Origin of the sequence: Geodermatophilus sp. TF02-6, assembly GCF_003319115.1 — a bacterium.
Classification (GTDB): Bacteria; Actinomycetota; Actinomycetes; order Mycobacteriales; family Geodermatophilaceae; genus Geodermatophilus.
Window position 1 is genome coordinate 370,641 of record NZ_QOHF01000001.1, and the last position, 14,963, is coordinate 385,603.

Annotated in this window: 13 protein-coding genes; 7 read left to right on the forward strand and 6 right to left on the reverse strand. The window is 72.7% G+C overall.

The features are described 5' to 3' along the window. Nucleotides 1-80: 80 nt before the first annotated feature. Nucleotides 81-875: an IclR family transcriptional regulator gene (locus DQ238_RS01770; protein ID WP_233495622.1), complete on the reverse strand. Its 795-nt coding sequence runs from the start codon at nt 873-875 to the stop codon at nt 81-83. Between the two features lie 917 nt (nt 876-1,792). Here DQ238_RS01770 and DQ238_RS01780 point away from each other — a divergent pair. Next, on the forward strand, nt 1,793-2,227 hold the full coding sequence (locus tag DQ238_RS01780) for a pyridoxamine 5'-phosphate oxidase family protein (protein ID WP_158550686.1): 435 nt from the start codon (nt 1,793-1,795) through the stop codon (nt 2,225-2,227). A gap of 131 nt (nt 2,228-2,358) precedes the next feature. Here DQ238_RS01780 and DQ238_RS01785 read toward each other — a convergent pair whose 3' ends face one another. Then, nucleotides 2,359-3,246: a TetR/AcrR family transcriptional regulator gene (locus tag DQ238_RS01785; protein ID WP_370447493.1), complete on the reverse strand. Its 888-nt coding sequence runs from the start codon at nt 3,244-3,246 to the stop codon at nt 2,359-2,361. Between the two features lie 36 nt (nt 3,247-3,282). Between DQ238_RS01785 and DQ238_RS01790 the strand changes: the two genes are divergently transcribed. From DQ238_RS01790 to DQ238_RS01805, 4 genes are all read left to right on the forward strand, one after another. Continuing rightward, entirely contained in the window at nt 3,283-4,926 is a 1,644-nt protein-coding gene (locus DQ238_RS01790; RefSeq protein WP_113779559.1) for a bifunctional 3-(3-hydroxy-phenyl)propionate/3-hydroxycinnamic acid hydroxylase, read from the forward strand. Between the two features lie 61 nt (nt 4,927-4,987). Beyond that, on the forward strand, nt 4,988-6,088 hold the full coding sequence (locus DQ238_RS01795) for a maleylacetate reductase (protein ID WP_113779560.1): 1,101 nt from the start codon (nt 4,988-4,990) through the stop codon (nt 6,086-6,088). Between the two features lie 25 nt (nt 6,089-6,113). Beyond that, nucleotides 6,114-7,025, forward strand: a complete 912-nt coding sequence (locus DQ238_RS01800; RefSeq protein ID WP_113779561.1) for a dioxygenase — start codon at nt 6,114-6,116, stop codon at nt 7,023-7,025. A 644-nt stretch (nt 7,026-7,669) separates the two neighbouring features. After that, on the forward strand, nt 7,670-8,086 hold the full coding sequence (locus tag DQ238_RS01805) for a hypothetical protein (RefSeq protein WP_113779562.1): 417 nt from the start codon (nt 7,670-7,672) through the stop codon (nt 8,084-8,086). 21 nt (nt 8,087-8,107) lie between these two features. Here the strand turns inward: DQ238_RS01805 and DQ238_RS01810 are convergent, their stop codons facing one another. Both DQ238_RS01810 and DQ238_RS01815 read right to left on the reverse strand, forming a co-directional pair. Then, nucleotides 8,108-9,010 carry a universal stress protein gene (locus DQ238_RS01810; protein ID WP_113779563.1) on the reverse strand — a complete coding sequence of 301 codons (903 nt, stop codon included), beginning with the start codon at nt 9,008-9,010 and terminating at the stop codon, nt 8,108-8,110. Nucleotides 9,011-9,160: 150 nt separating this feature from the next. Then, nucleotides 9,161-9,700 carry a helix-turn-helix domain-containing protein gene (locus DQ238_RS01815; RefSeq protein ID WP_113779564.1) on the reverse strand — a complete coding sequence of 180 codons (540 nt, stop codon included), beginning with the start codon at nt 9,698-9,700 and terminating at the stop codon, nt 9,161-9,163. 381 nt (nt 9,701-10,081) lie between these two features. Between DQ238_RS01815 and DQ238_RS22650 the strand changes: the two genes are divergently transcribed. Further along, nucleotides 10,082-10,705: an ANTAR domain-containing protein gene (locus tag DQ238_RS22650; protein ID WP_158550687.1), complete on the forward strand. Its 624-nt coding sequence runs from the start codon at nt 10,082-10,084 to the stop codon at nt 10,703-10,705. Nucleotides 10,706-10,991: 286 nt separating this feature from the next. Here DQ238_RS22650 and DQ238_RS01825 read toward each other — a convergent pair whose 3' ends face one another. Further along, the gene (locus DQ238_RS01825; protein ID WP_233495623.1) at nt 10,992-12,392 is read right to left on the reverse strand and encodes a glucose-6-phosphate dehydrogenase; all 1,401 of its coding nucleotides are present in this window, start codon (nt 12,390-12,392) and stop codon (nt 10,992-10,994) included. A gap of 91 nt (nt 12,393-12,483) precedes the next feature. After that, nucleotides 12,484-13,875 carry a sugar porter family MFS transporter gene (locus DQ238_RS01830; protein ID WP_113779567.1) on the reverse strand — a complete coding sequence of 464 codons (1,392 nt, stop codon included), beginning with the start codon at nt 13,873-13,875 and terminating at the stop codon, nt 12,484-12,486. Nucleotides 13,876-14,307: 432 nt separating this feature from the next. On the opposite strand from DQ238_RS01830, the gene DQ238_RS01835 reads away from it, so the two are divergent. Then, entirely contained in the window at nt 14,308-14,952 is a 645-nt protein-coding gene (locus DQ238_RS01835) for an NADPH-dependent F420 reductase (RefSeq protein WP_113779568.1), read from the forward strand. Nucleotides 14,953-14,963 lie beyond the last annotated feature (11 nt).

Here is a 14,963-nt window from a genome sequence, read left to right on the forward strand (position 1 = left end):
GTCGCCGAGCGCGGTGTGACGGACAACACCTCCTTCCCGGTATCCGGAAACACCCGGCCCGGCGGCGCGTCGGGAGCCGATCAGCCCGAGCCGCTGGAGGTCGTGACCGCCAGTCCGCTGCGCAGCAGGTCCGCGCTGATCGAGGCCGAGGCGGCCCGCAGGTGCGGCAGCGCGCCCGCCACCCGCGGGCTGCGCAGCGGGGCCAGCAGGCCGAGGGCGGCGACCACGCCGTCGGAGCCGTTGACCGGGACGGCCAGGGAGGAGACGCCGAGGCGGTGCTCCTGCGCGCTGCGCGCCACCCCGCTGCGCCGGATCTCCGCCAGCTGCCGGTGCAGGGCCGCCGGGTCGGTGACCGTGTAGGCGGTGTGCCGCCGGAGGTCGCCGGCGACCCGGGCGACGAGGGCGGGGTCGGCGGAGGCCAGCAGCGCCTTGCCGACCGCGGTGCAGTGCAGCGGGAGGTTGCCTCCCGGGCTGTGCCGGGTCGGCAGGGTCCTGGTGCCGGCGAGTCGTTCGATGACCAGCGCGCCGGCCCCGTCGAGGACGGCCAGGTGGACCGTGTGCCCGGTGGCCCCGACGAGGTCCTGCAGGTGCAGCAGGGCCAGCTCGCGCAGCTCGGTGGGCGGCGCGAGCAGCCCCAGTCGCCACAGGAGCGCGCCGATCTCGTACCGGCCGTCGCCACGACGGACCAGCAGGCGGCTCTCGACCAGGTCGGCGGCCAGACGGTGCACGGTCGCCAGCGGGAGGCCGCTGCGGCGGGACAGCTGGGAGAGGTTGAGCACCCGGTGGTCGGCGTCGAACGCGCTCAGCAGCGAGGTCGCCCGCACCGTGACCGACCGACGACCCGGCCCACCGCCGGCTCCCCGGCCGCCGTCCATGCTCGCAGGCTAGTGCTCCGGGTCACGGCTACCACTGGACGGGAACCCCGGCCTCGGTGCCCCGACTCGGCTCGGGGTCCGATTCCTGTCGTACCCGAGGGTCACGCTGTCCCTGTCCGGATCGCACCGCCGGTGTCACCACCGCAGACCGCGGCCACCGCACCGGCGGATCCGGGGAGGAGGCGAGGACGAGATGAGGACCTACGACCCCGCGGACCGCATCCGCTACGTCCACCCGGCGCAGGACCCCGCCGCTCCCGCAGTGCCGCCGCACGCCCACGACCAGTGCTCCCGGCTGCCCACCGGCTACGCGAACGCGTCCGACCGGGCCAGGCTCGACGGACCTCGCGCGGCCGGAGCCCGTCCCGGGCTCGTCCTCCTCCCCGGAGGGGCGGCAGCGGCCGATCCGCCCGCTCCCGCCGCGCCGGCGCTGCGCCTAGTCCAGTAGCACCGGCCCAGGGCCTCTCCGTGTGGCTGCTCGGCGTCGGTGAGCGGTGATCCCATCCGCTTGCTCCCCATGGCCTCGATGCCGTGGCCTGACGTCGCGTCAGGGGCGAGCTGTCGAGACCGGTCGGTGTCGGACTGACGAGTCCGGTTCCGACGTCCGCGGCGGAGTGGTGCGCCGCCGGCTCCGGGCGTTCCAAGGCTCGGTCGAGCGGAGCGTCGACGCGCGCACCCTCGCGCCGACGTCGGCCACGACGGTCCTCCGGTCCCGCCACCGGAGTCCGAGGCCGCGTACCACCGGCAGAGCGACGTCTGCACCGACCGCTGACGGCAGAACTCGGCCTCCACCGGGCTCGGGGGTGGTTCACGGCCCGGGTGAACCGGCGCTACCAATGGACCCGGCCGCCGGAGCCGCGCCGATCACCGTCCGCTGCTCCGACCGCCACCCGCCCGTCGACGGAGGAACCGAGGCCATGAGCGATCACAAGGCGTACATCGAGGTGCTGTCCCGCGACGAGTGCCTGCAGCTGCTGCCCACGGCACCCGTGGGCTGGATCGCTCACTGCTCGGCCGGCGACCCGCAGCTGGTCCCGGTCAACTACGTGGTCCACGAGGGCGAGGTGATCGTGCGGAGCGGCTACGGGAGCAAGCTGGCGGCCGCCGCCCACGGCCTGGCCATGGCCTTCGGGGTCGACGGGATCGACCCGTCCACCCGCACCGGTTGGTCGGTCACCGCCAGCGGACCGGCTCGGGTGATCGGCGACGAGCTCGAGGTCGCCGTCCTGGGCGTTCCGCTGGTGGAGGTGTGGGCCCCTGGGGAGAAGGAGTCCTACATCGCCATCTCGCTGCGGGAGGTCTCGGGCCGGCGCATCGGCCGCCCCGTGGACCGCTGGCAGCCTGCTCGGTGAGTCCTCGGAGGTGAGCCCGCACTGGGCAGTACCACCTCGGGACGACGCAGGCACTCCCTAGGCCGCAGGCCGCACGCCGGTCACGAGGAGCGCAGCGGGCCCCGGGGCGGCCGCACTCCGAATCCCTGCCGCTAGCCCTCGGCGTCCCCTCCGAGGATGACCCGCGCCTCCTCCAGCGACGGCAGCGGGGGCAGCGGCCGCTGGGTGATCTCCGTGGCCTCCTCGGCCGGGATGCCGACCATGCGCAGCAGGGACTCGGCGAAGACCCCGCTCGGGTCGGAGGCCTGGTCGCTGCCGAGGTGGGCGTGGATCGCCGACAGCAGCGCACCGAAGGTGATCGCGGTCGCGATGTCGACGTCGGGGACCTGGAAGCGGCCTGAGTCGACCCCGATCAGGAGATCCCGACGAGCACGTGGACCCAGCGTCGCGATGAGCTGGTCGTGGGCGATGCCGAGCCGGACCACCAGCCGCCCCCACAGCGGGTCGGTGACGGCGGTGCGCATGAGGTGGCGCAGGGAGGACGAGTAGATCTCCGCCGCGTCGGCCATGCCCTGGGTCAGCGCGTCGAGCCGTTGCCCCAGCGTCTCCACGGCGCCCGCGACGACGGCGTCGACGATCCCGTCCCGGGACTGGAAGTAGTTGTAGAACGTCCCGGCGCCGAGGTCGGCCCGCTCGGTGATCGCCGAGACCGTGACACCCTCGACGCCTGCCTCGGCCATGAGCTCCGCCGCGGCGCTGACCAGCCGTTCACGGTTGCGCGCACGCCGCCTGCCGACCCGCCCACGACCGCTGGACCCGACGAGCGGAGACCCTGCAGTTGTCATCCGACGGCTCTCCCGCTGGCTCGTTCCCGTACCCGTGAGGTCGGACTGGTCGACGTCGGCGCGCGGCCTACAACGGCTGGACCGGACCGACCGAAGCGACGGGACGGCCCCTGACGGGACCGGAGCATACCAACCCCTCATCCCTGACCACATCCTCAAAAATGAGGGTTGCTTCATGCGTGAGACAACACTCATACTCGTGGTGCAGACCACCCCGAAGGGAGCTTCACGATGAGCCTCCAGGACACCCCGACCGCCACGGACTACGACGTCGCCGTCTCCGGGCTCGGCCCGGTCGGCCTGTTCTCCGCGATCCTGCTCGGCCGGAAGGGCTACCGCGTGATCGGCTTCGACCGCTGGCCGACGCCCTATCCCCTCCCGCGGGCGGTGACCTTCGACCACGAGATCGCCCGCATCCTCAACGTGATCGGCATCGACGCCGACGCGGACCCGGCGATCGCCCACTACGACTCCGTCTACCGCTGGCAGAACGCCGCCGGTGAGACCCTGATGGAGATCGACTGGAAGAACACGGCGCACGACGGGTGGCGCAATCGCTACTGGTTCAGCCAGCCGGCGCTCGAGGCGCGGCTGCGCGAGGTCGCGGCGTCGCTGCCCAACGTCACGCTGATGCCCGGCTTCGAGGTCCAGGACTTCGAGCAGAGCACCGACCTGGTCCGGGTCTCCTACCGCGAGACGGTCGTGCAGGGCATCCTGGCCGTGCCGAAGGAGGACGGGCAGGCGGGCTCGGTGACCGCGCGGTTCCTCATCGGCTCCGACGGCGCGAACAGCACGACCCGGCAGCGGCTGGGCCTGGAGCCGGCCGACCAGGAGTTCTACTACGACTGGCTGGTCGTCGACCTGCAGCCCGAGCTGCCGCTGGTCTACGACCCGCCGCACTACCAGGTCTGCGACCCCGCCCGTCCCACCACGGTCGTGCCCGGCGGGCCGGGCAGGAACCCCGGCGACCCCGATCGTCGGCGGTGGGAGTTCATGGCACTGCCAGGAGAGTCCCGCGAGGAGCTCGGCCGGCCCGAGAAGGTGTGGGAGCTGCTGCGGCCCTTCGACGTGACCCCCGACAACGCCGTCCTGGAGCGCGCGGTGGTGTGGCGCTTCCAGGCCAAGCACCTCGAGCAGTGGCGCGTCGGCCGGGTCGCGCTGGCCGGGGACGCCGCGCACCTCATGCCCCCCTTCGCGGGCGAGGGGATGTGCGCGGGGCTCCGGGATGCGAACAACCTGTGCTGGCGGCTGGATCTCGCCCTGCGGGGGCTGGCCGACCCGAGCGTCCTGGACGGCTACTGCAGCGAGCGCAAGCCGCACGTCAAGTGGTACATCGACTTCTCGGTCGGCATCGGCAAGGTCATCTGCGTCACCGACGAGGCGGAAGCCGCCGAGCGCGACCGGCGCCTGATCGCCGAGCACCAGGAGCACAAGGCCCGTGGCCCCATCTCGCCGCACGAGGCCGTCCTCGGCCCCGGCGCCTGGGTCGAGGGGGACGAGCACGCGGGCAAGCCGTCGGTCCAGAGCCGCGTGGCCCACCGCGGGGCCGCCGGCCGCTTCGACGAGGTCGTCGGGCGCGGCTGGACGCTGATCTCCGCCCCCGGGCACGAGCAGCCCCTGTCGGCCGAGCAGCAGGCGCTGTTCGCCGAGATCGACGGAACATCAGTCACCGTCGGCGCGGCCGGCAGCGGAGCCGACGTGATCGACGTCGAAGGGGTCTACACCGCCTGGATGCGCGCACACGACGTCACGCACCTGCTGGTGCGCCCGGACTTCTACGTCGCGGCGACGGCGGCCACCGGCGAGCAGATGCGCCGGGCCTTCGACCGGATCGTGGAGTCCCTGTCGCTCAGGATGCCGACAGCGGCGGTGTGATGGCGCGGAACCGGACGACGCCGAACGGCGCTGCCGTCCCTCGACCGAAGGGAGCAAGCCCATGACCATGACCTTCGAACACACGACGTCGAGCCAGCGGGTGCTGTTCGGGGCCGGCAAGGCCGCCGCGAACCTCGCCGCAGAAGTGCAGCGGCTGGAGGCCACGCGGGTGATGGCGATCGCCTCCGAGTCCGAGCGGCACCTGGCCGATCGGGTCTGCCGGGACACCGACATCGCGGTGTGGTTCGACGACGTCGTCCAGCACGTGCCCGTGGAGACCGCCGAGGCCGCCCGAGCGGCCGCCGCCGCGCACGACGTCGACCTGCTGGTGTGCCTGGGCGGCGGATCGACCACCGGGCTGGCCAAGGCGGTCGCCCTCACCACCGGCATCCCGATCGTGGCGGTGCCGACCACCTACGCCGGCTCGGAGGCCACCAACGTGTGGGGCCTGACCGAGGCCCGGACCAAGACCACCGGCGTCGACGACCGCGTGCTGCCGGCCACGGTCATCTACGACGCGACCCTGACCGTCTCCCTGCCGGTGGGCCTGTCGGTGGCGTCCGGGCTCAACGGCCTGGCCCACTGCGTGGACTCCCTGTGGGCCCCGAAGGCCGACCCGATCAACCAGGCCCTGGCCCTGGAGGGGGCCCGCGCCCTGGCGCTGGCCCTGCCGGTCGTCGCCGCCGATCCGACCGGTCTGGCCGGGCGGGAGCAGGCGCTGTACGGCTGCTACCTGGCCGCGGTGGCCTTCGCCTCCGCCGGCTCAGGGCTGCACCACAAGATCTGCCACGTCCTGGGCGGCACGTTCGACCTACCGCACGCGTCGACCCACGCCACCGTGCTGCCCCACGTGCTGGCACTGAACGCGCCCGCCGTCCCCGAGTTGGCCGGCCGGCTGGCTGCTGCCCTGGGCCGACCCGCCGCCGATGCGGAGGAGCCGGCCGCGGCGGCGGTGGCCGCGCTGGGCCGGCTGTACGAGACCCTGTCCGCCCCTTCCCGGCTGGCCGACCTCGGGTTCGCCGAGGCCGACATCCCCGAGGCGGCGGCGCGGGTGCTGAAGGCCGCCCCGGCCGCCAATCCCGTGCCGGTCACCGAGGCCGACGTCACCGCCCTGCTGACCGACGCCCTGACCGGCGCTCCGCCGGTCCCCGCTGCCCGCTGAACCCTGCTGCGAACAGGAGCCCCCCATGACCGACACCGCCACCCCCACCACCACGAGCGCGGCCCTCGAGCAGGCCGCCCGGGAGCAGGACCTCGTCGACCGCGTCGTCGCCAGCTTCGCCGGCTGCCCGGACCCGAGGCTGCGGCAGGTGATGCAGTCGCTGACCCGGCACCTGCACGCCTTCATCCGCGACGTGCGGCTGACCGAGGCCGAGTGGAACACCGCGATCGCCTTCCTCACCGACGCCGGTCACATCAGCGACGACGAGCGTCAGGAGTTCATCCTGTTCTCCGACGTCCTGGGTGCCTCGATGCAGACGATCGCGGTCAACAACGAGGCCTACGAGAACGCCACCGAGGCCACCGTCTTCGGGCCGTTCTTCATCGCGGACGCCCCCGAGATCCCCCGCGGCGGGGACATCGCCGGTGAGGCCCCCGGCACGCCCTGCTGGGTCGAGGGCACCGTCACCGACACCGACGGCAACCCGGTGTCCGGAGCCCGGATCGAGGTGTGGGAGGCCGACGAGGACGGCTTCTACGACGTCCAGTACGCCGACGGCCGCGTCGCCGGCCGCGCCCACCTCTACGCCGACGAGGACGGCGGCTACCGCTTCTGGGGCCTCACCCCCACGCCCTACCCCATCCCCTCCGACGGGCCGGTGGGCCGGATGCTCGCCGCCGTCGGCCGCTCCCCCGTGCGCGCCTCCCACCTGCACTTCATGGTCACCGCACCGGGCTACCGCACCCTGGTGACCCACATCTTCGTCGAGGGCGATCCCCAGCTGGAGATCGGCGACTCCGTCTTCGGGGTCAAGGACTCCCTCGTCGAGCGGTTCGAGGACCAGGCCCCCGACACCCCCACCCCCGACGGGCGCGACCTCGGCGGTCGGCCCTGGGCACGCACCCGCTTCGACATCGTCCTCGCTCCACGAGCCTGACCCCCCGGCCTGGAGGCTGGCGCGGCACGGTGGACCCGGACAGGCAGGAGCTGCCGTTCGAGGTGTTCGTGGACGCCCGGTACGACTCTTCCCGCCACGGCCTGGAGTTCGCCGATCCAGCGAGGACCGATGAGACGGCGGACTCGGAGGTCATGGCCCACCCCGATCTGGCGACGACGGACAGTGCGGCGACTGCCGGCGCCAGAGTGCGCGCAGGTCGCCCGCCACGCAGGGGCGGACCAGCGGCACCGGGGTTCGGTGCGGGTCCTCGGCGCGGTCGGCTGCCTCGGGCAGCCTCGCTGGTCACCAGGCGCCGTCGCCCCATCGCTCGACGCGGCCGTCGTCGGGCTGGCCGGCGGGTCGGTCCGGACCGGTCGCCCCGGCGCCGGGCGCCGGGCCGTCCCCGTACGACGCCGGGCTGACCGCCGGTCAGCGCGAGCATGCCCCCGCAGCCGCAGGACCGGCAGGAGCGCCTCTCCGACCCACAGGACGGTCGAGCCGATCGGGAAGCAGCCCAGCGACTGACCGGCCGGATGATCCCTCGGCTGGGACGGAGTCGGTCACACTGCCGTCAGGGAAGCATCGGTCACACTGCCGTCAGGGAGGCATCGGCGCGAGGCCGATGCGAGGGAGGCGAACGTCGAGTGGACGATCAACCGCTCCGGAACGAACCCGGGTTCTACCGCTACCCCGCGCAGCAGCTCGTGGCGGTCTTCGACGACCAGGCCGCGACGGACGACGCGCTCGCCCGGCTACGCGGGATCGGCGTGGACCTCTCCGGCGTGCACGTCCTCAGCGGGGTGGAGGGAGCGGCTCTGCTCGACCGCCGCGGGACCGGGCACGGGCTGCGCGGCCGGCTGCTGCGGGTGTTGCAGTGGACCTCCTCGGAGAACGACACGCTCGACCTGCACGACCAGGCGCTCCGGGGCGGCGGGCACGTCGTGTACGTCCCCGTGCGCGGAGAGGACCGTAAGGAGCGGGTGGCCGAGTCGCTGCGGGCGGCCGGCGGGCACAACCTCGTCTACTTCGGGCGCTTCACGACCGAGAAGCGCTGGATCTGACGACCCCTCGAGCCGCTCGCCTCAGCCCTCGCTGTGCGATGGCCGCAGCACCGCGACCGGGCACGGGGCGGCGGTGACGCAGTGCAGTCCGACCGAGCCCAGCAGCAGTCCCGCCCACCCGGACCGGCCGCGCGAACCCACGACGAGCAGGTCGGCTCCCTCGGCGACGTCGAGCAGGACGTCCCGGTCGACCCCCTCGATCGCCTCCGCCCGCACCCGGACGTCGCCTGGCCGGTCCAGTCCGGCCGCCTGCAGGCTCTGCTGCAGGGCCGCTTCGGCCTCCTCCCGCAGCGTGGCGTCCGGCACCTCCCACAGCGGCCCTCCGTAACCGGACACGGTGTCGATCCAGCCGTGGACGACGTGCAGCTCCGCGCCGCGCAGCCGTGCCTCGGCCGCGGCGAACCGCGCCGCGCTGACCGAGTCGTCCGAGCCGTCGACCCCCACCACGACCCGTCGGAGCGAGGCAGTCCTCTCCCCCACCCACTCGCCGCGCGCGACGACGACCGGACAGTCCGCGTACTGGGCGCACTGCTGGCTGACCGAGCCCATCAGCCGGCCGCGCAGGCCACCCATCCCGCGGGAGCCCACCACCAGCAGGCCGTCGGAGCCGGCCGCCTCGATCAAGGATCTCGCGGGGTGGCCGTACCGCACCTCGGGAACGACCGGGACCGCCGTGGTCCCCGTGACCTGGGCCGCCCCGACAGCGTCGGCGCGCATGCGGGCCGCGACGTCCTCTTCGAACTCCACAACGGTACGGCCGTCCCGGTCGCCCGGCGGCTGCCGTCCCTCCCACACGGTGAGCATCCGTACCGCCACCCCGCGCAGTCGGGCCTCACCCAGGGCCCACGCCAGCGCCCGGCGGGCCTCGTCGGACCCGTCGACGCCGACCACGACCTCACCGATCCCGTGCCCCTGCTGCGTCATCGGCCTTCCCCTCTCGGGGCGGCGCCCCGGTGACCGGCCGGGATGTGGCCCTTGACCGTGAGCACGGGCCTACCCTCCCGATGCCCGTCTGCACCCGGATGCGCGATCGATCGGGTCGGGCGCCGCGAGCCGGCCGAGCCGGCCTGCCGGTCATCCCGGCTCGTTCACCTGCTCCCGCAGGAAGCGGCTGGGGGTCGGCCGCAGCGGCGCGTCCACCGGGGGCGTTCGCGGTGGGCGCGCCGGCCCGCTCGAGGGGAGAGAAGACCAGCAAGGAGTGCTGCTCCGACCGACCCCGTGCCATGGGCGACGGCTCAGGCGTCGGCGACCGGCCGGCCGACAAGCTGCGCGCCGCACGAACGGCGCGCACACCACCGCGACGACTCCGGCCGTCTCCCCCACCGCGTCGACCACGCGCCGCAGGTGGGGCAGGGCGACCTCCCGCAGCCGGGTCACCGGCGCCTGCGGGAACTCGCTCCGCAGCACCGGCCCTGCTGCGTACCTGCGGTCGGGCAACTGCTCGGCGAAGTCGCGGTAGACCAGCATCGCCAGCAGCCAGTGCGCCGTCGAGCGGGCCACCCCGAGACGGTCGGCTGCCTCGCTCACGCTGAGCGGACCCTCGACCTGGAGCGCCGCCGCCAGCCGCAGCGCGGAGTCGACACTCCTGATGGCGTACGGCGAAGCGTTCTTCACAACAGAATGCCATCGAGCATTATGCAGAACATGGGCATGCTGGGGACATGGCCTCCCCCCACTCCTGGCTCGGCCGGACGCCAGGACACACCGGTGGATGGCGATACGGGACCGACCGGTTCGTCAACATTGACGATGACCTGCCCAGGATCCCGTCATCAGGCTGGCCTCGGGCGGCCCGCCGCTCCTCGCGGGTGCTGCCGTGGCAGGGAACCGACGTGCCCGTGGAGGAGCACGTCGCGATCGCGGAGGTACGTGGTGGATCCAACCACTCGACCGGTGCCGCACTGCTCGGGAGACGGCGCCGACTGCTCGGTCTGGTTGGCCGAGATGGCGTGCACCTGGCCCCTGCAGTCGGATCCTGCAGCGACGGTAGCCGCCGTGGTCGACACCGTCGTCTCTGCTCTGCCCGAAGGCGCTTGGGCGTCGGTGAGCCTGGTGGGGCCCGGCCGGAGGCTGCGGCCAGGGGCGGCGAGTGACAGCCGAGCGGAGCGCCTCGATCTGCTGCAGTGCCGTATCCGCCAGGGGCCGGTGGTCGACGCCGCCGCGGGCGCGACCGTCGACAGCGCCGACCTCGCCGCTGACCCTCGCTGGCCTCGGGTCGCGTCGGCGGCACGGGAGGAGGGTGCCGGATCGGTCACGACCGTTGCTCTGCGCGGCGATGTCCGACCGCTCGGCGCCCTGACGGTCTACGGCCCGACGCACGTCCCGTGGAGGGCCCACTCCAGCGCACCCTTCGTGCGACTGGCCGCCGCCCATGCCGCCGTGGCGGTTCGTGCCTCCCGGCAGGTCAGGTGGTTGACGGCCGCGGTGGCCAGCCGCGACCTGATCGGGCAGGCCAAGGGAGTGCTGATGGAGCGCTTTCGGATCACCGAGGACGCCGCCTTCGGCATCCTCGTCAAGGCTTCGCAGGACACCCAACGCAAGCTGCGCGACGTCGCCGCAGTCGTCACCGAGACCGGGGAGACGCCGGGCCGGATCAATGGCGGGACGCTCCTGCCGTGACCGCTCCGCTGCAGGTGCTGGCGCCCCTGGCGACACCGTCGGTCACGGTGACCGTCCACGCACACGATCGGGGTAGCCGGCTGCGGGTCCAGTCGTTGAGCCCGCCGGCCGGCCATCGGAGCTCAGGAAGCGGACGATCTGCTGCTCGGTGATCATCGTGCGCCCTCCCGATCGGTGCGAGGTGGGTTCGGCCGGACCGGTGGAGCCCGGCAGTTGCCCGGGCACGGGCGTCTCCTCCCGTTCGAGGGAGCCCGGTCGACCACCTGGGAGGTCCACCAGCGATGGGTCAGCTCTCCAGCTGCCCAGGCAGCGGCCAGTCGGCAGGTCCGTGGCTGCCGGCCGGGTACTCCTGCAGCGGCGGCGTGCCCGCGCGCCAGGCGTCCAGGACCGGCTCGATGATGCGCCAGCACTCGACGGCGGTGTCGCCGCGGACCGACAGCGTGGGGTCGCCGTCGAGGATGCCTTCGAGCACCTGGCCGTACTCGGGCAGGTCGCCGGCGCCGAACCGGGCTTCCAGCGTGACGGGGTCGAGCACCTTCGGGTTCCCGGGGCCGTTGAGGGTGAGGTCCAGGTGCAGCCGGTCGGCGCCGAAGCCGATGCCGATGCGCAGCCGGTCCGGCCGGTCGTTGCCGGTGAGGCCGGCGGGAAGCCGCGGTGGTGGCTTGAAGGTAACGACGATCTCCTTGCGCGGCTCGCCCAGCGCCTTGCCCGACCGCAGCCGGAACGGCACGCCCGCCCACCGCCAGGTGTCGACGGCAAACCGCACCTCGGCCAGCGTCTCGGTGGTGCTGTCGGGCGGGATGCCCTCCTCGTCGAGGTAGGCGGGCACCTGTCGCCCGTCGATCCGGCCGGCGGTGTACCGAGCGCGGCGGCTGGAGGTGACCGGGTCGTCGTCCCAGACCCGCGTCGCGCGCAGGACCTGGGCCTTGGCGTCGCGGAAGTCCCTCGCGTCGATGCTGCTGGGCGGCTCCATCGCCACCAGCGACAGGACCTGGAGCAGGTGGCTCTGGAACATGTCCGTGAGGGCGCCAGTGGCGTCGAAGTAGCCGGCCCGGCCCTCCAGGGCGAGGTCCTCGTCCCAGATGATGTCCACGCTCTCGACGTGTCCGGCGTTGAGCACCGGTTCGACCATGCGGTTGGCGAAGCGGAGGCCCACGATGTTGAGCACCGTGGAGAGGCCGAGGAAGTGGTCGACCCGGTGCACCTGTTGCTCGGGTACCAAGCTCGCCAGCAGGCCGTTGAGCGCCTCGGCGCTGGCGGCATCGGTACCGAACGGCTTCTCCATGACCAGCCGGGTGCCTTCCGGCACCCCGCCGATCTCGGTCAGCGCTTCACAGGCCTGCACCGTGATCGCCGGCGGCAGTGCGAAGTACACCACCAGACCTCCCTTGCTGGCCTCCAGCAGCTCGCGGAGGTCGCTCGGGGAGGTCGCGTCGACCTGCCGGTAGCGCGCGTTCTGCGCCACCGCGTCGACCTCCTCGCCCGTGGCACCGGCCGATCGGAAGGACTCGGTGACCCGCTGGCGCCAGCGCTCGTCGTCCCACTCGGGGGCGGCCGCACCCAAGAGCGAGAGGCCGACGACGCGGCCGGTGGCCAGGAGAGCGCCCAGGCCCGGCAGCAGCAGCCGCTGGCTCAGGTCGCCGGTGGCGCCCAGGATCAGCAGGGTCTGTTCGCGTGGTTCCGACACCGTGGTGCCTCCCGTTGCGTTCTGTGGGTGGATTGCCCGCCGGAGCGGTGAGGCGTGTCCGACCCGAGGGGGGTCGCGGGCCGCCCCCCGCTCAGGCGGCCTGTACCTGCTGGCCCGACCAGCGCGACCGGAGATCCGCGTCGATCTGCGCGAAGTTCCGGTCCTTGGTCTCGGGGACGTACTTCCCCACGAACCCCAGGGCGAACAGGCACACGACTGCGAAGACCAGGAACACCGGCCCCGTCCCGATCGCCCCGGCCAGCGGCAGGAACGCCGTGGACACCGCGAAGTTCGACAGCCAGTTCGTCGCCGAACCCGCGCTCGTGCCCTGCGCGCGGTAGGCGGAGGGAAAGATCTCCGGGAGCAGTGCCCAGAACACCGGACCCATCCCGACCGCGAAGGACATCACGTACAGCACCATGCCGATGAGCTTCAGCAGCGGGCTGAGATCGGCGACGAAGGCCAGCCCCAGCAGGGCGACGGAGACGCCCATGCCGACCAGGGACGTGATCAGCAGCGGCCGGCGCCCGACGCGGTCGATCAACCGCAGGGACAGGAACGACATCAGCAGGTTGACGACGCCGATCACGACCGAGTAGAGGATCGAGTTCGACGCGGTCAAGCCGGTCTGCGCCATGATCGTCGGCGCGTAGTACAGGACGGTGTTGATCCCGACCAACTGCTGCAGGGCCGCCAGGCCCAGACCGACGACGACCGCCGCGCGGACGCGAGGCGCCCGCAGAGCCTGCCAGCCCTGCTGTTCGGACTCCTCATCCTGCGTACTGCGGTCGGCGTCGTCGGCTGCCTCGCGCCGGTAGCGCTGGACCACGCGGTCGGCGCCCTCGGTCCCGGTGACCTCGCCGAGCGTCGACCGGGCGTCGTCGACCCGTCCCTGGGCGACCAGCCATGACGGCGACTCGGGCAGCTTCAGTGCGCCGAGCGCGAGCACGACCGCCGGGATCGCGCCCACCCAGAACATCGCGCGCCAGTTCCCCGAACTCGAGAAGGTGAGGTTCACGAGGTAGGCGACGAGCATCCCGACGTTCTGCATGAGCTGGTTGAGCGCCAGCATCCGCCCGCGGATCTGCGTCGGCGAGAGCTCGGTGAGGTAGGTCGGCACCAGAGCTGACGCGGTGCCGACGCCGAGCCCCATCACCGCCCGTCCCAGCAGCAGCACCCAGAAGCCTGGCGCCACCGCCGCGAGCGCGAGGCCCACCGTGAACAGGATCGCGGCCAGGAGCAGGGTGGCCTTCCGTCCCCGGCGGTCGGCGACGCGTCCCGACCCCAGCGCCCCCACCATCGCCCCGAGCAGGAGGACGGTCGTCACCAGGCTCGACTGCAGCTCGTCGAGTCCGAAGTCGGGGCCGATGTAGAGCAGGGCACCGGCGATGACCCCGGTCGTGTAACCGATCAGGAACGTGCCCAGGTTGACGAACAACCCGGCTCGGCGTGCCTTCTTCAGGCCCTCGGTGGAGACGTCCATCGGTCCTCCGTGGAGGTGGGAGCAGGACGTGGATCGCCGGACCGGACAGCGTCGCTCGGCGGGTGCGAGGGAGACTCGTCGTGGATCGTGCGCGGGGTCACGGTGCCGTGTGTCGGGGTGCCGTGTGCAGGGCATCCCGCGCACCGAGATGACCGGCGGACAGTGCGACGACGTCAGTGCGGACCGCACGATTCCACTTCTCGAGGCTGGTGGCGACCCCGGGCGGTGTCATCGTCAGGATTGACGAGATCTTCGGATCCACCGGATCCACCGGCGGGGGGTCGGCAGCTCGACGTGCTCGGGAATCGTCCCCTGTGGCCGTGCCGGGTCGAGGACCACGGCCGCTGGACACCGGTGGCTGACGAGCGACGGTGGGCGCCGTAGCGTCAGCGGTTCGATCAGATGACGAGGCGGCCTCGGAAGAGGAACCCCATGAGTGACATCACGATCGTCGGCACCGGCAACGTGGGTGCAGGGATCGCAGCGCGTGGCGTTGCTGCGGGGCACAGCCTCCCGCTCCTCGACCGAGACGTCGACACGGCGCGGCAGCTGGCCGGCACGCTCGACGTGGACGCCGATCCCGGCACTGTCGGGGACGAACCTACGGGAGACATCGTCGTCCTCGCGGTTCCCTTCGAGGCGGCCGAGGAGATCGTGGCCGACTACGGCGCCGCGTTGTCCGGGAAGACGGTCGTCGACATCACCAACCCGGTCGACTTCGACACGTTCGACTCGTTGGTCGTCGCCCCCGGCACCTCTGCTGCCGAGACCATCGCCGGCCTCGCCGACGACGGCGTCCACGTCGTCAAGGCCTTCAACACGACGTTCGCGGCCCCCGTGCGGACCGGGGAGGTGGCCGGCCAGCCGTTGGACGTCTTCATCGCCGGAGAATCCGACCAGGCCAAGGAGAAGGTCTCCGGCTTCGCCTCCGCGGCGGGCCTGCGCCCCATCGACGTGGGTCCGCTGCGCCGGACACGCCACCTGGAGGGGTTCCAGTTCGTGGTGATGACCCTGCAGGCCGATCCGGCGTCCCCGGCGTTCAACTGGGACACGGCGCTGAAGATCCTGACACCGTGACGAGGACCTCG